Source organism: Streptomyces sp. HD, from assembly GCF_028369295.1.
Taxonomy (GTDB): Bacteria; Actinomycetota; Actinomycetes; order Streptomycetales; family Streptomycetaceae; genus Streptomyces.
Map to the genome: position 1 here is coordinate 75,413 of NZ_JAQMYP010000002.1, position 23,332 is coordinate 98,744.

At 70.4% G+C, this 23,332-nt stretch carries 25 protein-coding genes and 1 pseudogene; 16 read left to right on the forward strand and 10 right to left on the reverse strand.

Annotated elements, in window-relative coordinates:
- Positions 1 to 37 precede the first annotated feature (37 nt).
- Positions 38 to 1,006, reverse strand: a complete 969-nt coding sequence (gene coaA, locus POF73_RS02270) for a type I pantothenate kinase (protein ID WP_272112678.1) — start codon at positions 1,004 to 1,006, stop codon at positions 38 to 40.
- A gap of 212 nt (positions 1,007 to 1,218) precedes the next feature.
- Here coaA and POF73_RS02275 point away from each other — a divergent pair, with 212 nt between their 5' ends.
- From POF73_RS02275 to glmS, 3 genes are all read left to right on the forward strand, one after another.
- Positions 1,219 to 2,253 (forward strand): ATP-binding cassette domain-containing protein, encoded by a 1,035-nt coding sequence (locus tag POF73_RS02275; RefSeq protein ID WP_272112679.1) that lies wholly within the window; start codon positions 1,219 to 1,221, stop codon positions 2,251 to 2,253.
- On the forward strand, positions 2,250 to 3,065 hold the full coding sequence (locus POF73_RS02280; protein ID WP_272112680.1) for an ABC transporter permease: 816 nt from the start codon (positions 2,250 to 2,252) through the stop codon (positions 3,063 to 3,065). The genes POF73_RS02275 and POF73_RS02280 overlap by 4 nt, the downstream gene beginning before the upstream one ends.
- Before the next feature lie 155 nt (positions 3,066 to 3,220).
- The gene (gene glmS / locus POF73_RS02285) at positions 3,221 to 5,068 is read left to right on the forward strand and encodes a glutamine--fructose-6-phosphate transaminase (isomerizing) (protein ID WP_272112681.1); all 1,848 of its coding nucleotides are present in this window, start codon (positions 3,221 to 3,223) and stop codon (positions 5,066 to 5,068) included.
- On the opposite strand, the gene POF73_RS02290 is transcribed toward glmS, so the two are convergent.
- Together POF73_RS02290 and POF73_RS02295 are read right to left on the reverse strand one after the other, a co-directional pair.
- Positions 5,029 to 5,241, reverse strand: a complete 213-nt coding sequence (locus POF73_RS02290; RefSeq protein WP_272112682.1) for a DUF397 domain-containing protein — start codon at positions 5,239 to 5,241, stop codon at positions 5,029 to 5,031. The two genes, glmS and POF73_RS02290, sit on opposite strands and share 40 nt — an antisense overlap.
- A gap of 8 nt (positions 5,242 to 5,249) precedes the next feature.
- The gene (locus tag POF73_RS02295) at positions 5,250 to 6,086 is read right to left on the reverse strand and encodes a helix-turn-helix domain-containing protein (protein ID WP_272112683.1); all 837 of its coding nucleotides are present in this window, start codon (positions 6,084 to 6,086) and stop codon (positions 5,250 to 5,252) included.
- A 203-nt stretch (positions 6,087 to 6,289) separates the two neighbouring features.
- On the opposite strand from POF73_RS02295, the gene POF73_RS02300 reads away from it, so the two are divergent.
- The 3 genes from POF73_RS02300 (at position 6,290) to POF73_RS02310 (ending at position 8,145) form a co-directional block, all read left to right on the forward strand.
- Positions 6,290 to 6,700 (forward strand): ATP-binding protein, encoded by a 411-nt coding sequence (locus tag POF73_RS02300; RefSeq protein WP_272112684.1) that lies wholly within the window; start codon positions 6,290 to 6,292, stop codon positions 6,698 to 6,700.
- Positions 6,701 to 6,780: 80 nt separating this feature from the next.
- Positions 6,781 to 7,701, forward strand: coding sequence for a hypothetical protein (locus tag POF73_RS02305; RefSeq protein WP_272112685.1), 921 nt, complete (start codon positions 6,781 to 6,783; stop codon positions 7,699 to 7,701).
- A gap of 3 nt (positions 7,702 to 7,704) precedes the next feature.
- On the forward strand, positions 7,705 to 8,145 hold the full coding sequence (locus POF73_RS02310) for a hypothetical protein (protein ID WP_272112686.1): 441 nt from the start codon (positions 7,705 to 7,707) through the stop codon (positions 8,143 to 8,145).
- Here the strand turns inward: POF73_RS02310 and POF73_RS02315 are convergent.
- The 3 genes from POF73_RS02315 to POF73_RS02325 form a co-directional block, all read right to left on the reverse strand.
- Positions 8,140 to 9,321, reverse strand: coding sequence for an FAD-dependent monooxygenase (locus POF73_RS02315; RefSeq protein WP_272112687.1), 1,182 nt, complete (start codon positions 9,319 to 9,321; stop codon positions 8,140 to 8,142). The two genes, POF73_RS02310 and POF73_RS02315, sit on opposite strands and share 6 nt — an antisense overlap.
- 203 nt (positions 9,322 to 9,524) lie before the next feature.
- On the reverse strand, positions 9,525 to 10,961 hold the full coding sequence (locus POF73_RS02320) for an NAD(P)H-hydrate dehydratase (protein WP_272112688.1): 1,437 nt from the start codon (positions 10,959 to 10,961) through the stop codon (positions 9,525 to 9,527).
- Positions 10,962 to 11,078: 117 nt separating this feature from the next.
- Positions 11,079 to 11,201, reverse strand: coding sequence for a hypothetical protein (locus POF73_RS02325; RefSeq protein WP_272112920.1), 123 nt, complete (start codon positions 11,199 to 11,201; stop codon positions 11,079 to 11,081).
- Here POF73_RS02325 and POF73_RS02330 point away from each other — a divergent pair.
- A pseudogene (locus POF73_RS02330) lies at positions 11,152 to 11,464 on the forward strand (hypothetical protein); the annotation flags it as partial. The gene POF73_RS02325 and the pseudogene POF73_RS02330 overlap by 50 nt on opposite strands.
- A 49-nt stretch (positions 11,465 to 11,513) precedes the next feature.
- On the opposite strand, the gene POF73_RS02335 reads toward POF73_RS02330, so the two are convergent.
- Complete coding sequence (locus POF73_RS02335; protein ID WP_272112689.1) at positions 11,514 to 11,885, reverse strand: holo-ACP synthase; 372 nt, start codon at positions 11,883 to 11,885, stop codon at positions 11,514 to 11,516.
- Positions 11,886 to 11,984: 99 nt separating this feature from the next.
- On the opposite strand from POF73_RS02335, the gene POF73_RS02340 reads away from it, so the two are divergent.
- The 5 genes from POF73_RS02340 (at position 11,985) to POF73_RS02360 (ending at position 16,584) form a co-directional block, all read left to right on the forward strand.
- Entirely contained in the window at positions 11,985 to 13,055 is a 1,071-nt protein-coding gene (locus tag POF73_RS02340) for a L,D-transpeptidase family protein (protein ID WP_334313572.1), read from the forward strand.
- A 72-nt stretch (positions 13,056 to 13,127) separates the two neighbouring features.
- Positions 13,128 to 14,294, forward strand: coding sequence for an alanine racemase (gene alr / locus POF73_RS02345; protein WP_272112690.1), 1,167 nt, complete (start codon positions 13,128 to 13,130; stop codon positions 14,292 to 14,294).
- A gap of 244 nt (positions 14,295 to 14,538) precedes the next feature.
- A complete protein-coding gene (locus POF73_RS02350) occupies positions 14,539 to 15,780 on the forward strand; it encodes an alpha/beta fold hydrolase (RefSeq protein ID WP_272112691.1) in 1,242 nt (413 codons plus the stop codon).
- Positions 15,746 to 16,258 carry a tRNA (adenosine(37)-N6)-threonylcarbamoyltransferase complex ATPase subunit type 1 TsaE gene (tsaE, locus tag POF73_RS02355; protein WP_272112692.1) on the forward strand — a complete coding sequence of 171 codons (513 nt, stop codon included), beginning with the start codon at positions 15,746 to 15,748 and terminating at the stop codon, positions 16,256 to 16,258. Before POF73_RS02350 ends, tsaE begins: the two co-directional genes overlap by 35 nt.
- A 131-nt stretch (positions 16,259 to 16,389) precedes the next feature.
- Entirely contained in the window at positions 16,390 to 16,584 is a 195-nt protein-coding gene (locus tag POF73_RS02360) for a hypothetical protein (protein WP_272112693.1), read from the forward strand.
- Between the two features lie 240 nt (positions 16,585 to 16,824).
- On the opposite strand, the gene POF73_RS02365 is transcribed toward POF73_RS02360, so the two are convergent.
- The gene (locus POF73_RS02365) at positions 16,825 to 17,379 is read right to left on the reverse strand and encodes a hypothetical protein (RefSeq protein WP_272112694.1); all 555 of its coding nucleotides are present in this window, start codon (positions 17,377 to 17,379) and stop codon (positions 16,825 to 16,827) included.
- 125 nt (positions 17,380 to 17,504) lie between these two features.
- Here POF73_RS02365 and tsaB point away from each other — a divergent pair, with 125 nt between their 5' ends.
- The 4 genes from tsaB to POF73_RS02385 are packed head-to-tail and all read left to right on the forward strand — an operon-like array spanning position 17,505 to position 20,032.
- Positions 17,505 to 18,161, forward strand: coding sequence for a tRNA (adenosine(37)-N6)-threonylcarbamoyltransferase complex dimerization subunit type 1 TsaB (gene tsaB, locus POF73_RS02370; protein WP_272112695.1), 657 nt, complete (start codon positions 17,505 to 17,507; stop codon positions 18,159 to 18,161).
- 26 nt (positions 18,162 to 18,187) lie between these two features.
- Positions 18,188 to 18,685, forward strand: a complete 498-nt coding sequence (rimI, locus tag POF73_RS02375) for a ribosomal protein S18-alanine N-acetyltransferase (protein WP_272112903.1) — start codon at positions 18,188 to 18,190, stop codon at positions 18,683 to 18,685.
- Positions 18,678 to 19,784, forward strand: coding sequence for a tRNA (adenosine(37)-N6)-threonylcarbamoyltransferase complex transferase subunit TsaD (gene tsaD, locus POF73_RS02380; RefSeq protein WP_272112696.1), 1,107 nt, complete (start codon positions 18,678 to 18,680; stop codon positions 19,782 to 19,784). Before rimI ends, tsaD begins: the two co-directional genes overlap by 8 nt.
- Positions 19,781 to 20,032 carry a hypothetical protein gene (locus POF73_RS02385; protein ID WP_272112697.1) on the forward strand — a complete coding sequence of 84 codons (252 nt, stop codon included), beginning with the start codon at positions 19,781 to 19,783 and terminating at the stop codon, positions 20,030 to 20,032. Before tsaD ends, POF73_RS02385 begins: the two co-directional genes overlap by 4 nt.
- A 7-nt stretch (positions 20,033 to 20,039) precedes the next feature.
- On the opposite strand, the gene POF73_RS02390 is transcribed toward POF73_RS02385, so the two are convergent.
- Positions 20,040 to 22,166, reverse strand: coding sequence for a hypothetical protein (locus POF73_RS02390; protein ID WP_272112698.1), 2,127 nt, complete (start codon positions 22,164 to 22,166; stop codon positions 20,040 to 20,042).
- Between the two features lie 112 nt (positions 22,167 to 22,278).
- Positions 22,279 to 23,259 carry a hypothetical protein gene (locus tag POF73_RS02395; RefSeq protein WP_272112699.1) on the reverse strand — a complete coding sequence of 327 codons (981 nt, stop codon included), beginning with the start codon at positions 23,257 to 23,259 and terminating at the stop codon, positions 22,279 to 22,281.
- Positions 23,260 to 23,332 lie beyond the last annotated feature (73 nt).

Consider the following 23,332-nt stretch of genomic DNA (forward strand, 5'->3'; position numbering starts at 1 on the left):
TTAACAGGCCCGCGTCACGGCCTCACGGCCCATGCCCCTACAGCTTGCGCAGGCTCAGCCGCTGCACCTTGTGGTCCGGGCCCTTGCGTACGACGAGGGCGGCCCGGCCTCGGGTGGGGGCGATGTTCTCCACCAGGTTGGGCTTGTTGATGGTGCGCCACATCGTGCGGGCGTAGTCGAGGGCCTCCTCCTCGGACACCTGGGTGTACTTGCGGAAGTAGGAGGACGGGTTCTGGAAGGCGGTCTCGCGCAGCCGCTTGAACCGGTTGAGGTACCAGGTCTCGATGTCCTCGGTGCGGGCGTCGACGTACACGCTGAAGTCGAAGTAGTCGGCGAGGCCGACCCGGGTGCGGCCGTCCTTGCCGGGGAGGGCGGGTTGCAGGACGTTCAGGCCCTCGACGATCAGGATGTCGGGGCGGCGGACCGTGAGCTTCTTGTCCGGGACGATGTCGTAGATCAGGTGGGAGTAGACGGGGGCCGTGACCTCGTCCTTGCCCGCCTTGATGTCGGCGACGAAACGGGTGAGCGCGCGGCGGTCGTAGGACTCGGGGAATCCCTTCCGCGACATCAGGCCGCGGGCCTGGAGCTCCTTGGTGGGCAGCAGGAAGCCGTCCGTCGTCACCAGCTCGACGCGCGGGTGCTCGGGCCAGCGGGAGAGCAGGGCCTGGAGGAGGCGGGCGACCGTGGACTTACCTACGGCGACCGAGCCGGCGACTCCTATGACGAACGGGGTGCCGGACTGGGAGCCCTGTTCGCCGAGGAAGGTGTTCAGGGCGCCTCTGAGGCCGTCGGTGGCGCCTACGTAGAGGTTGAGGAGGCGGGAGAGCGGGAGGTAGATGTCCCGCACCTCGTCGAGGTCGATGACGTCGCCGAGGCCGCGCAGCTTCTCGACCTCCTCCGCGGTGAGCGGGAGCGGGGTCTTGTCGCGCAGCGCGCTCCACTCGGCACGGGTGAGGTCGACGTAGGGAGTCGCCTCCGGCCGCTGCCGGTGGGCGCTCCGGGGCATCGAGGAGACCGGAGAGATCACAGTCCATTGTTACGGCAGTACGAACAGACGGTGAGGTGGGATCCGTCACGCAGGTCCCTGTCTCGGTCATGGCTCGGTCATTTTCGGGAGGAAGCGGGACAAGGCGGGGAATGTCAGTGCCGTGCGTCACAGTTGTGGGAGAGGTGGGTCCGGGCCGGGGCCCGCCGGATCGAGCCCCTGAGGGGTGACCCATGGCGTATGCGATAGAGGCGGAAGGTCTGGTCAAACGGTTCAAGGAGACCGAGGCGCTGGCCGGTGTCGATCTCGGGGCCCGCAAGGGCTCGGTGCTCGGACTGCTGGGGCCCAACGGGGCGGGGAAGACGACCGCGGTACGGATCTTCGCGACGCTGCTCCGGCCCGACGCCGGCCGGGCCCGGGTGGCCGGGCACGACGTGGTCCTGGAGGCCGGGGTCGTACGCGCCATGGTGGGGCTGACCGGGCAGTACGCGGCGGTGGACGAGAACCTGACAGGCACGGAGAACCTGCTGCTCATCGGGCGGTTGCTGGGGCTGTCGAGGCGGGATGCCAGGGCTCGGGCGAGGGAGTTGCTGGAGCGGTTTCAGCTGACCGACGCGGCCGGGCGGGCCGTGAAGACGTTCTCCGGCGGTATGCGCAGGAGGCTGGACCTGGCGGCGAGCCTGGTGGGCCGGCCCAGCATCCTCTTCCTCGACGAGCCGACGACCGGTCTTGATCCGCACAGCCGTGGCGAGCTGTGGGATCTGCTGCGGGGGCTGGTCGCGGACGGCGCCACGGCGCTGCTGACCACGCAGTATCTGAACGAGGCCGATGTGCTGGCCGACGACATCGTGGTGATCGACAAGGGGCGGGTGATCGCCGAGGGCACGCCGGACCAGTTGAAGTCCCAGGTCGGGGGACAGGTGCTGGAGCTGCGGCCGGTGCTGGGGGAGGACCTCGTGCGGGCGCATGTGCTGGTGGCGGGGGCCGCCGGTGAGGAGGCCCGGATCGAGGGGGAGACGATCACCGCGCCGGTGAAGGATCCCGAGCTGATGCCGGCCGTCGTGCGGGCGCTGGACCGGGAGGGGATCGCGGTGGGGGAGCTCGCGCTGCGGCGTTCGTCGCTGGACGAGGTGTTCCTGGCGCTGACCGGTCACCGTGCCGAGCCCGGGGCGCCGGAGGGCGATGGGGGCGCGGCCGTCCGGGACGGCGACGGCGGTAGCGGCAGCGCCAGTGGCAGTGAGCTTCAGAAGGCGGTGAGCCCGTCATGACCGCCACGGCGACGACCATTACGGCGCCGGTCACCGCGTCGGGCCGGGTGCGGGCGCTCGACGGGACGCGGCAGACGTTCACGATGGCCTGGCGGAGTCTGGTCGCGGTCAAGCACAACCCGTTGGAACTGGTCGACTACAGCATCACGCCGATCATGTTCGTGTTCCTGTTCACCTATGTGCTGGGCGGGCAGATGGCCGGGTCGCCCGAGGCGTATCTGAAGTACGCGCTGCCCGGGATCATCGTGCAGAACACCCTGTTCATGACGATGTACACGGCCATGGCGCTCAACACCGACCTCACCAAGGGCGTCTTCGACCGGCTGCGCAGCCTGCCGATCGCCCGCTCGGCCCCGCTCATCGGCCGTATCACGGCGGACCTCGCCAAGCATGTCTGGGCCCTGCTGCTGATGATCGGCCTCGGCCTGCTGCTCGGTTTCCGGATCACCGGGGGGCTGGACGGGTTCCTGCTCGGGACGCTGCTGGTGGTGGTGTTCGCGGCGGCGGTGTCGTGGTGCGCGGTGCTCATCGGGATGCTGGCCGGGGACTCGGAGAAGGTGCAGGCCTTCGCCTTCACCATCATCTTCCCGATCACCTTCACCAGCAGCGCGTTCGTCGACGTGAACACCATGCCGGGGTGGTTGCAGGCGTGGAGCGACGTGAATCCGGTGACGCATCTGTCGGACGCGTTCCGGGGGTTGCTGCTGGGTGGGGCCGTGGCTGAGCCGGTGATGTGGTCGCTGGTGTGGGCCGCGGGGATCGCGGTGGTGTTCTATCCGGTGGCCATGCGGGCCTATCGGGCGAAGACGTGAGGTGGCTGAGGGCTGTGAAGGGCAGTGTGTTGGAGGGCTGAACGAGGTTGAGTGGGACTGAGCGGGGCTGAACCGCGTGAGAATTTCCGAAATCGGGCACGGTGCGGCTGTTTTTGGTCGGCTTCTGGTCGGTGTTCGGTCGTAGGCTGCCCCGCATGTGCGGAATCGTGGGTTACGTGGGGTCGCAGTCGGCGCTTGAGGTCGTGATGGCCGGGCTCAAGCGGCTGGAGTACCGGGGGTATGACTCGGCGGGGGTCGCCGTGCTGGCGGACGGCGGGCTGGCCGGGGCCAAGAAGGCCGGGAAACTGGGGAATCTGGAGAAGGAGCTCGCGGATCGGCCGTTGCCGAGCGGGAGCACCGGGATCGGGCACACGCGGTGGGCCACGCACGGAGGCCCCACGGACGGCAACGCCCATCCGCATCTCGACAACGCCGGGCGCGTCGCCGTCGTGCACAACGGGATCATCGAGAACTTCGCCGGGCTGCGGGCCGAGTTGGAGGAGCGCGGGCATGAGCTGGCCTCCGAGACCGACACCGAGGTGGTCGCGCATCTGCTGGCCGAGGAGTTCTCCGGCTGTGCCGATCTCGCCGAGGCCATGCGGCTGGTCTGCCGACGGCTGGAGGGGGCGTTCACGCTCGTCGCCGTACATGCCGATGAGCCCGACGTGGTGGTCGGGGCTCGGCGGAACTCGCCTCTTGTGGTCGGCGTTGGGGAGGGTGAGGCCTTTCTCGCCTCGGACGTCGCCGCGTTCATCGACCACACGCGGTCGGCGATCGAGCTGGGTCAGGACCAGGTCGTCGAGCTGCGGCGCGACGGGGTGACGGTCACCGGGTTCGACGGACGGCCGGCGGATGTGCGGCCGTATCGCATCGACTGGGATGCCGCCGCCGCGGAAAAGGGGGGCTATGACTACTTCATGCTCAAGGAGATCGCCGAGCAGCCCAAGGCTGTCGCCGACACCCTGCTCGGGCGTATCGACGCCGACGGCTCACTGACGCTGGACGAGGTTCGGATCAGCGCCTCCGAGCTGCGGGAAGTCGACAAGGTCGTGATCGTCGCGTGCGGTACGGCTTTTCACGCCGGGTTGATCGCCAAGTACGCCATCGAGCACTGGACCCGGATTCCGTGCGAGGTGGAACTGGCCAGCGAGTTCCGGTACCGGGATCCGATTCTGGGTCCCCGGTCGCTCGTCATCGCCATTTCCCAGTCCGGGGAGACGATGGACACCCTCATGGCGCTACGGCACGCCCGTGAGCAGGGCTCCAAGGTGCTGGCCATCTGCAACACGAACGGGTCCACGATTCCGCGTGAGTCGGACGCCGTGCTCTACACGCATGCCGGGCCCGAGGTCGCGGTCGCCTCGACCAAGGCGTTCCTGACGCAGCTCGTGGCCTGCTATCTCGTCGCCCTGTATCTGGGGCAGGTTCGGGGCACCAAGTGGGGGGACGAGATCAGGGCCGTGATCCGGGATCTCGCGGAGATCGGTGGTGGGGTCGAGCGCGTGCTGGAGACCATGGAGCCGGTGCGGGCGCTGGCGCGGTCGCTCGCGCACAAGGGCACGGTGCTCTTTCTCGGGCGGCACGTGGGGTATCCCGTCGCGCTTGAGGGCGCGCTGAAGCTCAAGGAACTCGCCTACATGCACGCCGAGGGCTTTGCCGCGGGCGAGTTGAAGCATGGGCCCATCGCCCTCATCGAGGACGGTATGCCGGTCGTCGTGGTCGTTCCCTCGCCTCGGGGACGGTCCGTGCTGCACGACAAGATCGTCTCCAACATCCAGGAGATCAGGGCTCGGGGTGCGCGGACGATCGTGATCGCGGAAGAGGGGGACGAGGCGGTGGTGCCCTACGCGGATCACCTGATCCGGATTCCTGCCACGCCGACCCTGCTGCAGCCGCTCGTGGCCACGGTGCCGTTGCAGGTGTTCGCCTGTGAGCTGGCCACCGCCCGGGGGAACGAGGTGGATCAGCCGCGCAACCTCGCCAAGTCGGTCACGGTGGAGTGAGCCGGCTTCAGGGCGTCGATGAAGGTGGTGAAGGCTCCGGTCGGGAAGGTGAGGGTTGCCCTGGCCGGGGTCTTTGAGTCGCGGACGGCGACGTGGTGGTCCGAGTTCGCGATCTCTACGCAGGCGTTGCCATCGTCAGGGCCTGAGTAGGACGACTTCCGCCAGTTGTCCATCGGGTGCCTCACAGCTCTTTCGCCAGCCGGTTGATGAAGTCACGCGACGGTTCCGGGTCGAGTGACACAGCTTCCACTTTACGGAAGCGCGTTCGAAAGGCGCTGAGCTGGGCTTCGGAGTCGATGAAGGCTGAGCCGTGGGGTACGTCGCGCACGACGGTGTCCAGTTTCGGGAGCGGGCCGGCCACGTACGTCATGGTGCTGGCTGCTCTGTTGAAACCGTCCAGGTCGAACGGGATGACCCGCACGGTGATGTTGTCGGATTCGGACAGCTCCACGAGTTTGACGAGTTGAGCCCGGGAGGCGGCACGGTCGCTGACTCTGATGCGCAGGGCGCACTCGTGGATCACCAGCTCATAAGGCGTGGTGGTCTGTTGGCGCCGCATTCGGTGCTGCAGGCGCAACTCAAGTTCCTCGTGGGTGAGTTCGGGCACCCTGGCGGAGAAGACGCTACGGGCGTAGTCCTCCGTCTGCAGCAGGCCCGGAACGTACAGGACCGCTACCTCGCGCATGGATGTGGCGTGGTGTTCCAGTTCCGCGAGGTCCAGGAACGACGTGGGTAGCAGCCCTCGGTACTTCTCCCACCAGCCGCGCGTGCGGTCGGTGGCCACGGCGACCAGGGCGTCGATGAACTCCTCGTCCGTGCAGGCGTAATGCGATGCGAGGCGGCGCAGTCGTTCCTCACTCACTCCCGAGAGGCCGGACTCGATGTGGCTGATCTGGACGGCGTTCACACCGAGCAGTGCTGCCGCTTGGCGGGCGCTGAGGCCTGCCGCATCGCGAAGCCTGCGCAACTCGACCGCCAGGCGCATCTGGCGTGCTGTTGGTTCGCGCCTGGTCGTCATCAACTGCTCCTTGGTGCACCGCGGTTGAAAGCGTGACTCGTTCGGGGCCAGATTACGCGACCGGCTTGCCCGACCGAAACATTATCCCCTACCGTCGGTGATGTAGCGCACACGCAGCGGAAGTGCACCGCTCCGTCCTGCCACGGCGGCCGCGGCAATGACACCGCAGCCTCAACTCCCCGCCACCCGAACGGAGTTCACCCATGCCCGAAACCGAATCCTGGGAGTACACGCTCTACATCCCGAACGACGTCCGAGCCGTCACCGTCTCCCGCCGCACCCTCCGGCTGATCCTCACCATGCACGGCCTCGTCACCCTCGCCGACACCGCCGAACTCCTCGCCACCGAGCTGGTCGCCAACGCCGTACTCCACACCAAGGGGCCCGCTGCCCTGCGCGTGCGCTGGTCGGCCGGGGTGCTGCGGATCGGGGCGTGGGACGCGAATCCCGAACCGCCGGAGCCGCCACGGGACTTGGCGCAGCTCGGGGAGGCGGAGGAGGGGCGGGGGCTGGCGATGGTGCGGGCGTGTGCCGATCTGTGGGGGTGGCAGCCGCTGACCAGGGACGGGAACCGGGGCAAGTACGTGTGGTGCGAGCTGACCTCGGCAGCCTGAACGTTTGCTCGCTGCTCGAAAGAGTGAACGTATCCCGATCGTTCGGATCTTCCGTCCATCACGCCATCAAGGTTGCACACATGGTCACGTCTGCTCACGAGGGCATGCACCGCATCTTTCAGGAGCGGCCAGAGATCCTGGCGCCCGTCTTCGGCGTGCTGGGTGTCCCGTTATCCGCGAAGGCGACCGTGGACGCCGTCACCGCGGACGTGACGGAGACCCGGCCGCTGGAACGTCGCGTGGACACAGTGCTGCGTGTCGGGCCGTCCGATGGCGAGGACTTCCTGCTCGCCGTTGAGGCGCAGTCGGGCAAGGCCCCGGGCAAGGAGGTGAGTTGGGCGTACTACTTCGCCTACCTCCAGGCGAAGTTCGGGCTGCCCGTTTTGCTGCTCGTGGTCTGTCAGGACAGGGCCACGGCCAAATGGGCCGCAGGCCCCTTCGACTGCGGCACGCGCGGCTGGACGGCCCTGCGGACACACCCGCTGGTCGCCAGTCCGGAGAACTTGCCGGTGATCACCGATGCGCGGACCGCGGCCAAGAACCTCGTCATGGCCGCGTTCTCCGCCCTGGCGCACGCCCGCAGCCGCGAGTGCGGCGCCATACCGGAAGCAATCAGCGGCGCCCTTCACGAAGTCCAGGAGACCGATCCTGGTACGGCCGAGTACGTCTTCGACTTCCTGGAAGTCACCCTGGGTAAGACTCCAGCCGGAGAGAAGTGGATGGAAATCATGTCGACGTTCGTCAGCTACTTCCCCGGTCGGGGGACGGTCCGTGAGACGGCCTACCTAGAGGGCAAGGTCGAAGACCGCGCCTTGATGGTCCTGCGTGCGCTGGAGAAGCGCGGCATCGCCATCCCGGAGGACACACGGGAGCGCGTCACCTCGTGTACGGATCTCGACACCCTCACGGCCTGGTTCGACCGTTCTCTGACGGCCGCGACGGCCGAGGACCTCTTCGCCGAGGACCCGGCGCTTCCGGGCGTCGAATCCGGAGAGGCCTGAGCGTTGGCCGACCAGCAAGACAGCCAACAGGATGAGCCGCCGGAGCTGGTCGACCTGCTCCGATTCACGACGACGTGCCTCGGGCTGGGCATTCCCGCGCCCAAGGTGGCGGGCGATTTCCGGTTCGGGCTGGAGGGTCTCAGGCCGCGCGGCATCCTTCCCCTTGAGGACGTGGCCCGGATTCGTGCCGTCACGGCGAGGGAGGCCAGAGCTCATCCTGAGGGGTGGGCGGCAGGCTTCGCCGAGGGGTACCGCTCGGCTTGGGGGGGGGCGGCCATCCTGCGCGTCCTGAACGAGCGCGGGGTCGCGTTCGACAAACATCTCCATCGGGGCCTCAACCTGTGCCTCGACACGGACAAGCTGACACGCTTCCTCGGTCGCGCGGTCACGGCGACACACGAGGCCGATCTGATCGCCGGACGCCCGACATCGCGCCGCTCATAGCTCCGGCTTCTTCTCCACTACGTCCGCCCTCCACGCCGTCGCCTGAGGCATGAACCTGTGCTCCGCCGCGTACGCCGCCATCCGGGCGTTCCGGGCCTCGGCCTCCGGGCCGTCCGGGAGGTGGAACTCGCTGCCTGCCTGAGCCGAGCGGGCCTGCATGCCCGTAGCGTCCGCAAGGCGGTGGCGGACGTATCGGTCGAGCGCGTCCGGTACTTCGACCGGTGTCGCTCCCGTCAGGGCGTCGCCGAGTACTGCCGCGTCCACGATCGCCTGGGTCGCGCCCTGGGCCTGGAACGGGACCATCGCGTGGGCGCTGTCGCCGAGGAGGGTCACCCGGTCGACGTTCCAGCGGGTGAGCGGGGTGCGGGTGTAGATGCCGTAGCGGTGGACCTGGCCCGCCCGTTCGAGGACGCTCAACACCCGCGGGTCCCAGTCGGTGAACTCCCGCAGTGGCTCGCCGGGTTCCGCCCTGGCCGTCCATGACTCCTGAGCCGGTGCATTCGTGCTGAACACCGCTACGACGTTGAGGAGTTCGCCGCGGCGGACCCAGTAGTGGACGAAGTGGCGGTCCGGGCCGAGCCAGGCGGCCAGTGGTGGGAGGCCGAGGTCGGCCACCTCGCCGGCGGGGAGCAGCGCCCGGTACGCGGCCGTGCCCGAGAACACCGCCTCGTCCCCGCCGAACAGCCACCGGCGGGCCGCCGAGCGGATCCCGTCCGCGGCCACCACCAGGTCTGCCGTCAGGCGCTCGCCGGTCGCCGTCATCACGTGGGCGCGGTCGTCGTCCTGGTCGATTCCGGTGACCGTGGTGTTCAGACGTACCGACTCGGGCGGTACCGCCGCGGCCAGCGCCTGGTGCAGATCAGCTCGGTGGACGACCAGATACGGCGCCCCGAACTCGTCCTCGGCCTCGCGGCCCAGCGCGTAGCGGCAGATCTCCGACCCGTCCGACCAGGTGCGGAAGGTGACGTGGGCGGGGTGGGCGGCCTGGGCGGCGACCGCGTCCAGGACGTCCAGCCGGCGCAGCGCCCGGGTCGCGTTGGGCGCGAGCTGGATTCCGGCGCCGACTTCCGTGAAGTGGGGCGTCTGCTCGACCAGGGTCACGTCGACACCGGCGCGGCGCAGGCTGAGCGTCGCGGCCAGCCCGCCTATGCCCGCTCCCACGACGATCGCCTTCATGTCGCCTTCATGCCCCTACCTCGTCGGGTGCGCCGGTACGCCGGATACGCCGGTACATCGGATACGCCGGTACGCCGGATACGCCGGATACGCCGCTACATCGGATACGCCGGATACGCCGGATACGCCGGTACATCGGCACGCTCAAGCGGATCGCCGCCGTGGCCCGCGCTCTCCTCAGCCCCGTCCATCAGCCCCCTCCATCAGCCCCGCACATCCCGCCAGGCCCCCGGAATCCCCTCGGCCACGTCATGCGCCCCGACCGGCGCCCCGTCCGCCGCGAATCTCGCCGAGAGGCCGTGGAGATACGCCGCCACGCTCGCGGCGTCCACCGCCCGCAGCCCCGCCGCCAGCAGCGATCCCGCCAACCCCGACAGCACGTCCCCGCTGCCTGCCGTGGCCAGCCATGACGTGCCCGTCGGGTTCACCCGGACCGGGCCCGCGCCCCCGGCGTCGGCCACCAGCGTCGTCGACCCCTTCAACAGCACGGTCGCCGCATAGCGCGCCGCCAGCTCCCGTACCGAAGCCAGCCTCGCCCCCTCGACCTCCTCGCGGGAGACCCCGAGCAGCGCCGCCGCCTCCCCGGCATGAGGGGTCATCAGGGTCGGTGCCGTACGGCCCCTCACCGCCTCCGCGTCCGCCAGTCGCAGCCCGTCCGCGTCGATCAGCACCGGTACGTCCGTCGCCAGCACCTCCGCCACCGTCGCCGCGTCGTCCCCGGCGCCCGGGCCGACGACCCACGCCTGAACCCGGCCCGCCTTCTTCGGTCCCCGGTCCGACACCAGCGTCTCGGGGAACCGGGCGATCACCGCGTCCGCGGCCGGACCGACGTACCGCACGGCCCCCGCGCCGCCCCGCAACGCCCCCGCCACGGCCAGCACGGCCGCGCCCGGGTACCTCGCCGAGCCCGCCGCGATGCCCACCACCCCGCGCCGGTACTTGTCCGTCTCCGCCGCCGGCAAGGGCAACAGCCTTGCCACGTCCGCGTGTTGGAGCGCCTCCAGTTCCGTCGCGTCGGACGGCGGCTCCAGTCCGATGTCCACCAGCCGCACCACACCGGCGTACTCCCGCGCCGGATCGATCAGGAGCCCCGGCTTGTGTGTGCCGAAGGTGACCGTGAGGTCGGCCCGCACCGCCGTGCCGCGCACCTCGCCCGTGTCCGCGTCCACGCCGCTCGGCAGGTCCACGGCGACCACCGCCGCCCCTGCCCGGTCGGCCGCCGCGGCCAACGGTGCCGCCTCCGGCCGTAGCCCACCCTTGCCGCCGATGCCGACGATGCCGTCCACCACCAGGTCCGCGCGCTCGATCAGGTCCTCGGCCGCTTCGACGCCGACCGACCGGCCGGCCGCCCGGTGCAGCGCCGCGAGGCCGCCGGGGTGCGCCCGCTCCGGCGTCAGCAGCACCGCCGTGACTCCCGCTCCGCGCCTGGCCAGTCGGGCCCCGGCGTACAGGGCGTCGCCGCCGTTGTCGCCGCTGCCGATCAGCAGGACGACCCGGCTGCCGTACACCCGGCCCAGCAGATCCGCGCAGGCGGCGGCGAGTCCGGCCGCCGCCCGCTGCATCAGTGCGCCGTCGGGGAGCCGTGCCATCAGCTCCCGTTCGGCCGCCCTTACCGTCTCCACGCCGTACGCAGTCCGCATGCGTTCGAGTCTTCCGTACGGGGCGAGGCGCGTCGCCTCCATTGACGCTTTGCCGTGCCTTTGCCAAACCCTCACCGCCCCGACCCCCGCCGTGGCCGCCGCCTGCGGTGACGGGTCCTACCAGGCCGAGGTCGTGTTCAGCGGCAGCACCTGGACCGCCCGGCGCGGCAGCAGCACCGTGTACACCGGCGGCGACATGCGGGGCGTGTTCTGCGTGTCGGAGAGCGGCGGGGCCGTCATCGACCGGGTGACCCTCAACAACACCGGCAACAAACTCGGTCCTGATCGAGAACTGCTACAACGTCAGCCTCGCCGCGCAGAGCGGCAGCATCACCGGCGGTGGCGAGCTGCGGCTGGCGGCGCGGCCGGAGTTCCCGAACAACCGGGACATCACGGTGCAGAACCTGACCGTGACCAACTCGGCCATCAGGGAGAGTCCCTGCGGGGAGAACACGACCTTCCGGAACATCGCGCGGGTGAACACCGGTCAGTCCATCTGCTGACGGCCGGACCGCTGCAGGTGGCGGAGGCCCGGCCTCCGGCCCTCGCGGCTCAGCCCTCCGCCACCACCACCGCCGACGCCACCCCGGCGTCGTGGCTCAGCGACACGTGCCAGGACTGTACGCCCAGTTCGGCCGCCCGCGCCGCCACCGTCCCGGTCACCCGCAGACGCGGCCGGCCACTGTCCTCGACGTAGACCTCGGCGTCCGTCCAGAGCAGGCCCGCCGGTGCGCCCAGCGCCTTGGCGAGGGCCTCCTTCGCCGCGAAACGGGCCGCAAGTGAGGCGACGCCCCGGCGTTCGCCGCTGGGCAGCGTCAACTCGTTCTCCAGGAACAGCCGGTCCGCCAGACCGGGTGTGCGCTCCAGTGCCGCCCCGAACCTGTCGATCTCGGCCACGTCGATACCGACCCCGATGATGCTCATGCCGAGCACCCTATGGGTCCTCCAAAGATGGGTGCTCAAAAGAGTGACCCCGCCGCGCGGCACCTCCCGCGCGGCAGGCCCTCACGTTTCCCTGTGCCCATGATCAGCGGACGTATCGCATGTCGGAGCATCGCCGTGCTGCTCGCCGGGGCCGCCCTTCTGCCCGTCGGCAACGCCACGGCGGACCCGGTGGACCCCGTACCCCCGGCTTCCGGGCCGCAGGCCGAGCCCGAGGCCTCGGTTTCCGTGACCAAGGCCGAGCCCGAGGCCTCGGCTTCCGGGACTCAGACCGCCCCCGCGGCTTCGGCTTCCGGGGCCAAGGCCGACCCTGCCGCCTCGGCTGCCGAGCCGCTGGCGGATCCTGTGCCTCCGGCTGCCGGGCCGCAGGCCTCCGGGCTCGTGCCCGGCCTCGCCCTGAACAACCTGTTGCCGTTCTGGCAGCAGATGGACACGCCCGACCAGGCGCTGCCGCCGAAGGTGTACAAGCCCAGCAGCGAGGAGGACGCCGTCGAGCCGAGGGACGCGCCGGAGGGGGCGTACGACCTCATCGAGGAGGTCGACCCCATCGACGCCCTCGGCGGCGTGAAGTGCAGCGAGGAGACGGGCCCACGGCAGGCGCAGGTCGAGCGCTGGCTGAAGCGGACGGTGGACGGGGAGCAGTCGGCCGGCGACTGCCGGGCCATCCGTAAATTCCAGAAGAAGCACCGGATCAAGCCCGCCATCGGATACGCCGGGCCTGTGACTTGGGCCACCATGCGGCTCGTCACCGCCCAGAAGAACCCGAACGCCGCCAAGAAGTGCCCGGTGCGGCCGTACCGGGTCGCCTGTGTCGACCTCGACCGGCAGCTGGCCTGGGTGCAAGACAGCAAGGACGTCGTCTTCGGGCCCGTGTTCATCCGCAGCGGGCGGGAGGGCTACGGGACGCGGACCGGCTGGCACGCGGTCTACTGGCGGCACAAGAACCATGTGTCGACGCTGTACAAGAGCCCCATGCCCTACTCCCAGTTCTTCAGCGGGGGCCAGGCCTTCCACGGGATCTACGGCAACATCTTCACCCCCGTCGGATCGATGGGCTGCGTCAACATGACCCTGCACGACGCCCGGCAGCTGTGGCGGGTGCTGAAGAAGGGCGACCGGGTGTACTCGTGGGGGCGCAAGGTGGAGGAGTAGAACACCGGAGGAGTAGGCCATGGCTCCGGGGGCGGAGGCGTTGTCGGACCCCTCTGAGACACTGGGGGCGCGATGACAGAAACAGCAGCCCTGCGGACCGCGCCCCTGCGAGCCCGCGCCGAGATCGATCTGGCCGCCCTGCGGGCCAATGTGCGGACCCTGCGCGCCCGTGCGCGGGGCGCGGCCCTGATGGCCGTCGTGAAGTCGGACGCGTACGGCCACGGGGCGGTGCGGTGTGCCCGCGCGGCCGTCGAGGCGGGCGCCGACTGGCTGGGCACGGCCACGCCCGAGGAGGCCCTCGTCCTGCGGGCCGCAGGGCTGGACGGCGTACGGATCATGTGCTGGCTGTGGACGCCGGGCGGGCCCTGGCGGGAGGCCATCGAGGCCGACCTCGACGTCTCGGTGAGCGGGATGTGGGCCCTGCGTGAGGTCAGCGACGCCGCCCGGCAGGCCGGCGCCCCCGCGCGCGTGCAGCTCAAGGCCGACACCGGGCTCGGGCGAGGCGGCTGCCAGCCAGGGGAGGACTGGGCCGAGTTGGTCCGTGAAGCCCTGCTGGCCGAGGCCGAGGGACTGATCCGGATCACCGGACTCTGGTCGCACTTCGCCTGCGCCGACGAGCCGGGGCATCCGTCCATCGCCGCCCAGCTCGACCGGTTCCGGGAGATGGTCGGGTACGCCGAGGGCCAGGGCGCGCGGCCCGAGGTGCGGCACATCGCCAACTCGCCCGCCACGCTCACCCTTCCGGAGAGCCATTTCGACCTGGTGCGCACCGGAATCGCGACCTACGGCATCTCGCCCAGCCCCGAGCTGGGCAGCCCCGCCGACTTCGGGCTGCGGCCCGTGATGACGCTCTCGGCGTCCGTCGCGCTGGTCAAGCACGTGCCGGGCGGGCACGGCGTCAGTTACGGGCATCGCTACGTCACCCCGGGCGCGACCACTCTCGGCCTCGTCCCCCTCGGCTACGCGGACGGCATCCCGCGGCACGCCTCCGGCGCCGGACCCGTCCTGGTCGGCGGCAAGTGGCGGACGGTCGCGGGGCGGATCGCGATGGACCAGTTCGTCGTCGACCTGGGCGGCGACGAGCCCGAGCCGGGCGCGGAGGCCGTACTGTTCGGGCCCGGCGACCGCGGCGAGCCCACGGCCGAGGACTGGGCGCAGGCCGCGGGAACCATCGCTTACGAAATCGTCACCCGGATCGGAACGCGCGTTCCGCGCGTCTATAGGGATGCGGCCATGTGATGTGTCCGCACGATGTGTCCATGTGATGCGTCTTCGTGATGCGGCTATGTGATGAGGGCAATGTGATGCGTCTGGCCGAATGCGGTTATGTGAACGGGTAACGAGACGGGTAACCCGTAGCGGGCAACGCAACGAACCACCGAGCCACCAACGAACCACCGAGCCACCACCGAAGCACCACCGAAGCACTGGAACCGGCACTACCGAGCAGCACCGAGCATTACCCAGCGAAGAGGAGCGGTACGTGAGCGAGAGCAGCGCGGAGGCCGTCGCGGCCGTCGCCTCCGCCACGGGGGCGGCCGCGAACTGGCGCAGGGCCACCGGCTTCGCCGGTGCGGCGATAGGCGTGATCGCGGCGGGGGCGGCCGCGGGCGTCGCCATAGAGCGGATGACCGTGGGCCGCGGCATGCGGCAGAAGGCCCGCCTCGCCCTGGACTCGGCCGGACCGTACGGCTCGCTGCGCGGCACGCCCGGCAAGGCGTACGCCGACGACGGCACCGAGCTGTACTACGAGGTCGACGACATCGACCCCGAGGCCGCTCCCGCCCTCACCCCGCGCCGACGACGGCTCTTCGGCCGCAAGGCGCCGGCCCCCGTCACCGTCGTCTTCAGCCACGGTTACTGCCTCAACCAGGACTCCTGGCACTTCCAGCGTGCCGCGCTCAGGGGCGTCGTCCGCACCGTGCACTGGGACCAGCGCAGCCATGGCCGGTCCGGGCGGGGCGTCGCGCAGACGCAGGAGGACCGGCACGTCGACATCGAGCAGCTCGGGCGCGACCTGAAGGCCGTCATCGACGCGGCCGCGCCCGAGGGACCGCTCGTGCTGGTCGGGCACTCCATGGGCGGGATGACCGTCATGGCGCTGGCCGACCAGTTCCCGGAGCTGATCGGCGACCGGGTCGTCGCCACCGCCCTCGTCGGTACGTCGTCCGGGAAGCTCGGCGAAGTCAACTTCGGGCTGCCCGTCGCAGGGGTGAACGCGGTGCGGCGGGTGCTGCCGGGTGTGCTCAAGGCGCTGGGGCAGCGGGCCGAGCTGGTGGAGCGGGGGCGCCGGGCCACCGCCGACCTGTTCGCGGGGATCATCAAGCGGTACTCGTTCTCGTCCCGGGACGTCGACCCGGCCGTCGCCCGGTTCGCCGAGCGGATGATCGAGGGGACGCCGATCGACGTCGTCGCGGAGTTCTACCCGGCCTTCGTCGACCACGACAAGACCGAGGCGCTCGCCCACTTCACCGACATGCCGGTGCTCGTGCTGGCCGGGGTGGGCGACCTCGTCACGCCCAGCGAGCACAGTGAGGCCATCGCCGACCTGCTGCCGGACGCCGAGCTGGTGCTCGTGCCGGACGCCGGGCACCTGGTGATGCTGGAGCACCCCGAAGTGGTCACCGACCGGCTGGCCGACCTGCTCACCCGGGCGGGTGCCGTGCCGGCAGGGGCTACCGTAAGTGGCTATGGAAGCACCAGCAGCACCGCACAACGCGGGTGACATCGAGCTCACCGTCACTTCTCCCGACCAGATGCGGGAACTGGGCCGCCGCCTCGCCAAGCTGCTGCGCGCCGGCGACCTCCTGATGCTCAGCGGGGAGCTCGGCGCGGGCAAGACGACGCTGACGCGGGGGCTCGGCGAGGGCATGGGGGTCAGAGGTGCGGTCACGTCGCCGACCTTCGTGATCGCCCGTGTGCACCCCTCCCTCGGGGACGGGCCGCCACTCGTGCACGTCGACGCGTACCGGCTGTCCGGCGGCCTGGACGAGATGGAGGACCTCGATCTGGACGTCTCGCTGCCCGAGTCGGTGATCGTCGTGGAGTGGGGCGAGGGCAAGGTCGAGGAGCTGACCGAGCAGCGGTTGCAGGTCGTGATCCATCGGGCCGTCGGGGACACGACGGACGAGGTGCGGCATGTGACGGTCACCGGGCTGGGGGAGCGGTGGGCGGCCGTGGATCTGAGTGTGCTGTCCGCCTGAGCGGCACCGGTGAACATTCCGACAAGACGTCGGCAAAATGTTGCATTCGCGGTCTTGCGCGTGGTCACATGGTAGCCAGTCCGTGGTTAGGTCTACCTAACTACGTCCGCCCCCGGCCCCAGGAGGCGTCCATGTCGGCATCGGAGAAGTCCGAGACGAAGGCTTCGCGGAGCGAGGTCCGGCCGCGGTCGTATGCGCCGGTCGCCGGGGTGTCGATGCGTGATCTGTTGGCTGCCGGTGTTGCTGCGAGCGTGATCTCCACTCCGCCGCGGGAGCCGGATGCCGGCGCCGGGCAGTCGGTGGAGAGGCATCGCGAGGCGGCGTGAGCCGAGAGGTGGCGTGAGCTGAGAGGTGGCGTGAGCCGAGAGGCGGCGTGAGCGTCGTCGGTCGGCTGCTGCGCCGTTGTGGCTGGTCGCGCAGTTCCCCGCGCCCCTTGGGGACGCTGTCGAACCGTCCGCTCACACGCCCCTTGGGGACGCTGTCGAACCGTCCGCTCACACGCCCCTTGGGGACGCTGTCGAACCGTCCGCTCATGCGCCCCTTGGGGACGCTGTCGAACCGTCCGCTCAGGGGATTACCGCTACCGCTCTGCCGATCGTCGCGAAGTCCCACATCGCCGTGCCGTCCGGTCGGGACTCGCGGATGCCGCCGGTTTTCACCGACGGGTTGGGTGGGAGCGTCGAGCCGTCCACGGCTGCGCTGAAGCCGATGGTGACGCCCTCGACGCTGGTGAAGCGGACTACGTGTTCGACGGGGGCGCCGTCGCTTCCGGTGATCGTGTTGGAGCGGGACGTGACCGCGTAGACGCCCGGCGCCGGGTCGACCGATCCGGGGGTCACGCGGAACGTGCGCTTGACCGTGTCGCCCTCGCCGACCAGCCACACCCGGTCCCCGCCCATCGAGTACACGACCCGCACCCCCGTACCGGACCCGGCGGGCAGCGCGGCCGACTCCTTGCCGGCGCGGGGTTTCTTGGCGGCGTTCACCGCGGGTGAGTCGCTCCTGCGGGGCGCGGACAGGTCGGCCGGGGCGGTCGCCGAGGCCTGGTAGCCGAGGAAGCCGACCGTCGCGAGGGCCGCCACGGTCAGTGTCGCCACGAATCCGGAGCTGCTGCCTGCCACCCTCGTCACCTCCGCGTTCGCGTCGTATGTCTTGATCTACGTACTGATCCAGGCCGACCGTAGCAGTCGTCAAGCGCCCGACCGGGGCGGCGCTTCCTGCGCTCCGGGCGCCGTAGGCTGTTTGCGTGCTCTTGCTCGCTCTGGATACCGCCACCCCCGCCGTCACCGTCGCGCTGCACGACGGTACGGACGTCATCGCCTCGTCGAGCCAGGTGGACGCGCGCCGGCACGGCGAGCTGCTGCTGCCGGCCGTCGACCGGGTCCTCGCCGAGGCCGACGTGAAACTCGATGCCGTCACCGGCATCGTCGTAGGCATCGGACCCGGCCCCTACACCGGGCTGCGCGTCGGTCTCATGACCGCCGACACCTTCGGGCTCGTCCTCGGCGTCCCCGTGCACGGCGTGTGCACGCTGGACGGACTCGCCTACGCCGCCGACATCGAGAAGGGCCCCTTCGTCGTCGCGACCGACGCCCGCCGCAAGGAGGTCTACTGGGCGCGGTACGCCGACTCCCGCACCCGGCTGACCGACCCGGCCGTCGACCGTCCCGCCGACATCGCGGAGCAGGTCGCCGGGCTGCCCGCCGTCGGCGCGGGCGCGCTGCTCTACCCCGACACCTTCCCCAGAGCCCATGAGCCCGAGCACGTCTCGGCGGCGGCGCTCGCGGCGCTGGCCGCCGAGCGGCTGGCGGCGGGGGAGGAACTGCCCGCGCCCCGGCCGCTGTATCTGCGCCGGCCCGACGCCCAGGTCCCCAAGAACTACAAGGTGGTCACCCCCAAGTGACACAGGTGACAGCGGTGTTGCGCGAGATGCGCTGGTGGGACATCGACCGCGTACTGGAACTGGAGAAGGACCTCTTCCCCGAGGACGCCTGGTCCCGGGGCATGTTCTGGTCCGAGCTGGCCCACTCGCGCGGGCCCGAGGCGACCCGGCGCTATCTCGTGGCCGAGGACGGCGAACGGCTCGTGGGCTACGCCGGACTCGCCTCCGCCGGGGACCTGGCCGACATCCAGACCATCGCCGTCGCCCGCGACCACTGGGGGACCGGGCTCGGCGCGAACCTGCTCACCGAACTGCTGCGCGCCGCGACCGACTTCGAGTGCGCCGAAGTGATGCTGGAGTGCCGGGTGGACAACGTCCGCGCGCAGAAGCTGTACGAGCGCTTCGGCTTCGAGGGCATCGGCTTCCGGCGCGGCTACTACCAGCCGGGGAACGTGGACGCCCTGGTGATGCGACTGACCACGAAATCCAACAGCGGCACCGCCGCGGGTTCACCTTCCGTACAAGGATCCGAGACCAATGACTGACTCGCGGGACGAACCCCTCGTCCTCGGCATCGAGACCTCCTGTGACGAGACCGGCGTCGGCATCGTCCGCGGCACCACCCTGCTCGCCGACGCCGTCGCCTCCAGCGTCGACGAGCACGCCCGCTTCGGCGGCGTCGTGCCGGAGGTCGCCTCACGGGCCCATCTGGAGGCGATGGTCCCGACCATCGACCGCGCGCTGAAGGAAGCGGGGGTGAGCGCGAGGGACCTGGACGGCATCGCGGTGACCGCCGGTCCGGGACTCGCGGGCGCGCTGCTGGTCGGCGTATCGGCGGCGAAGGCGTACGCCTACGCGCTCGGCAAGCCGCTCTACGGCGTCAACCACCTCGCCTCGCACATCTGTGTGGACCAGCTGGAGCACGGGGCGCTGCCGGAGCCGACGATGGCGCTGCTGGTGAGCGGCGGCCACTCGTCGCTGCTGCTGTCGACCGACATCACCTCGGACGTACGGCCGCTCGGCGCGACCATCGACGACGCGGCCGGCGAGGCCTTCGACAAGATCGCCCGGGTGCTGAACCTCGGCTTCCCCGGCGGCCCGGTCATCGACCGCTACGCCCGTGAGGGCGACCCGGACGCCATCGCCTTCCCGCGCGGACTGACCGGCCCGCGCGACCCGGCGTACGACTTCTCCTTCTCGGGGCTGAAGACGGCGGTGGCCCGCTGGATCGAGGCCAAGCGGGCCGCGGGCGAGGAGGTGCCGGTGCGTGATGTGGCGGCCTCCTTCCAGGAGGCGGTCGTCGACGTGCTGACCCGCAAGGCCGTCCGGGCCTGCAAGGACGAGGGCGTCGACCACCTGATGATCGGCGGCGGCGTGGCCGCCAACACCCGGCTGCGGGCGATGGCTCAGGAGCGCTGCGAGGCGGCCGGTATCCGACTGCGGGTGCCCCGGCCGAAGTTGTGCACGGACAACGGCGCGATGGTGGCGGCGCTGGGCGCGGAGATGGTGGCGCGCAACCGGGCCGCGTCCAGCTGGGACCTGTCGGCGGACTCCTCGCTGCCGGTGACGGATCCGCATGTGCCGGGCACCGGCCACTCCCACGACCATGTGCACGAGGTCAGCAAGGAGAACCTCTACTCGTGACGGTCGCGCTGATGTGGGAGGCGCGGGCGGTGCCCGGGCGCGGGGAGGAACTGCTCGCCTGGGCCCGGGCGCAGGAGCTGGCGGTACGGCCCCTGCGGCGCGAGACGTTGCGGGCGCCGCAGGACCGGGTGCTCGTCATCACCTGGTGGGATGCGCCGTACGATGCCGAGCTCCCCGAACTGCCCGAGCCGGGGGCGGGGTTGGTGGCTCGGGCAGTACATCGATGGCGGTTCGAGTCGGTGGACTGACGGGCGGTCAGCCGCCGAACTCCTCGTGGATGCTCCGCCTGGTCTCCTCGGCCTGGCGGCGGACCGTCTCGATGACGTGGGGGCGGTACACCCCGGAGTCGAAGCGCTCCACCAGGCTGTTCAGGACGCCGTCCGACTGCTTGCGGTCGCCGTCGCGGGCGTGGGCGCGGGCGAGACGGCGCATCACCATGTTGAGGGTGATGTCGTCGACTCCGTTGCCCTCCGTGGTGGCCTTGACGACGGCCGTGAGCCGGCCGATGGCCTCCTTCGGCTCGGGGGAACGCACCTCCAGGGCCGCCTTGTCCGCCGTCAGGTACTTGAACTCGTGCTCGGCGTTGAGCCCTTGGACCATGCGGGCGTAGACGGCGAGCGGGTGCTTGCCGTGATGCTTGACGACCTCCTGGAGCGCGTCGTTGCCGGCCCGCAGTGACGGCGAGTCGGACCCGCGCAGGGCGAACAGCGTGCCCTGCTCCTCGCCCAGCATCAGCTCGGCCACCTGTTCGTCGCTCTCACTGCGGGGATGGCGGACGACCGTCCGCAGCACCGGCGAGACGATGCGGGAACCGTCCGCGGCCACATAGGCGGCGCGCAGCTGATAGGTGCCCGGCTGCTGGAAGTAGTGCCCGTCCTGGCCGTAGCCCACATACGCGCTCGCGTACACCGCCGGGTTCCGCTCGGGATGCAGCCGGGTCGTGGCCTCGGCGTCGACGCAGCGGCGCATCAGCGGCCGGTAGAGCACGGTACGGCCGGACGGCTGGCGGATGGCGACGCTGACCAGTTCGTAGTCCGGGTGGAGATACTCGTGCACGGAGCGGCCGCGCAGGTCGGTCGTGCCGAGCCGGAGCTCCACGACGACGGGTTCGCCGTACGCGTACGTCTGCTTCGTCGCGCGCAGATCCAGCACCAGTCCGGACTCGTCCACGACGGGTTCGTCGAACAGGTCCGCGTCGATGTCGGCGGCGCCCCTGCCGAAGGGGTTGGCCCCCATGATCACGTCCCGGTAGAAGCCGTGCCGCAGATGCACCAGCTCGGCGGCGGTGAAGCTGAAGGGGAACGCGCTCCAGTACGCCGCCGCGCCCTCCGGGTTCGGGGGGTCCGGGTCGGGGTCGTAGTTCTGCGGATAGTTCATCCACGACAGGTCCCCGAAGCCGCGGTTCGGGCCGAGCGGCGCCGGGGGAGTGGCCAGGTCCTTCTGCCACGAGTGCAGCAGGTTGAAGGCGTGCCCGAGCTCGTGCACATACGTCCGCAGCTGGGCCCGCCGGGACTCCGGATCCATGCCCTGGATCAGGTCGTGGAACACGGCACAGCCCTGCCGCTGGAAGGCGTCCTGGGCGTCGAACATGATGCCGCGGACACCCGGGTTGCCCTCGAAGCGGCTCGCGACCAGCAGCCACACCATCCACTGCGGGACGTTCCGCCACAGACTGAAGTTGGTCTGCATGGCGGCGTGCAGCTCCGCGATGGTCCAGCCGTTCTGGTTGTCGCCGAGGACGTTGGCCGCGCCGCCCGCCACGAGGTCGATGCCGGCCTCGGCGAAGGCCTTGGGCACGGTCAGCACCCGGGCCGGGCTGCCCGGCGGCTGCGGCAGCGAGCCGGTGTCGTACGACACGAAGGGGACCTTGCCGGTCACCGAGTCCTGCTCCCACCGGACCGTGCGGAAGTACGCCGAGCGGAACGAACAGACGTAGGTGAGGCCCACGTGGTTGGGCGGCCTGATGAACCGTACGGTGGCGGCGGCGCGCGGCTGGCCGACCGGCCGGCGCGGGATGGTCACCTCCACGAACGGGAACGGGGCCGGGGCCGGCCCGCTGAAGCGTCCCTGCCCCCTGATCACCATCTGGTGCGGTGACACGGTGACGGCGGGGGCGTCCACGATGAAGGAGCCCGCATAGCTCGTGGTGCTGCCGCTGGACGTGAAGAAGTCGCCGCTGACTTTTCGCAGCGTGCCGGGGCCGTCGACATCGACCCTGAGTTCGAGTACCCGGAGGCCGGCACTGCGGTAGCGGCCGCGGGTGAGATGGAAAGCGGCGGGAGCCGCGGCGGCCGTCTCGCCGGTGACGTCCGCGACCGCGATCTCACCGACTTCCCGATGGCCATTGGTTTCCGGCTCGGTGAGATAAGCGGCGGATTCCACTCCGGTCTCCGGGTAATCCGCGGTCTCCGGGGCGGGAATGAGTGTTTCGGCGGGGTTGATTGTCTCGGCTGCTGGATCTCCGGTGGATGATGGCATGTCGCTCACTCGCAATTCAGCGGATGACGATCGATTGGTGAGTCTGGAAAAGGCCGCACCATTCGGTGTAGCCGCCCCGGTCGCAGGTGTACGGGTTTGTGATGCGCTTGTTCGAGTTGTCCCAGTCCCTGGCCGTCCCGCCGCCCGGCTTGTGGCACCAGATGCCGCCCGGGTGCAGGCGGTACCAGTGGTAGTCCCGCCGGCCGAGGATCGTGCCGGTGACCAGCGCCACCACATAGCGCAGCGAACCCGCCGGCTGGCAGTTGCCCCACGTCCGCAGACCGTCGCGCAGCGCTCCCGTGGAGACCTCGCTGCAGCGCACCGTGCCGGGGATGGTGTAGCCGTGCGCGCGTCCGGGCTGGGCGAAGGTGTTGGTGCGCCGGTTGACCGCGAAGTTGTAGCAGTTGTTGTACGGCTGGGTGTCCGGGCGGTTCCAGAACGCCGGGTTGAACGGTGTGACGTCGTAGGAGCAGGTCAGCGCGGCGGGATGGACGAGCGTCTGGAGCAGTTTCTCGACCTCCAGGGCACCGGCTTCGGACAGGTTCCCCGACTCGGTCGGCTCGATCGTCGTCGCCCCGCCCGCGCCCTCACGCGTCGTGTGCTGGATCTCCTGCCGTACGCCCTCCCGGAACTCCTGCGGCCAGCCGGTCTCCTCGCCGCCCGCGGTGTCCGCCTCCGCGGCGCTCCCCTCGTCGCCCTCGCCGACCGGCATCGTCGCCAGCAGCTGCTCGGCCACCTCCGCGCTCGCGAACGGGTCCTGTGCGCCGCCTCCGGCCAGTTCGAACCTCGGGGGCAGACCCGCGGTGTCCAGGTCGTCGGTGATCTCCACCTGGATGCCGCGGAATCCCAGCCCGGTGAAACCGCTGGAAATCTCGGCGACCCCGGAGCGGTTGCGCGATATGAGCCGAATCAGTTCGCGCGCCTGGTCCGCGTCCTGGATTTCCCAGGTGGGGTTGGTGCGCCCCGAGAAGATGTCAACGGTGATGCGCAGGCCCATGACTGTTCCCCCCTTTCGCCCCGTACTCCCGCACGGAGCGCTCCAGCCGCCCCGCGATAAATCAGGTATCGAA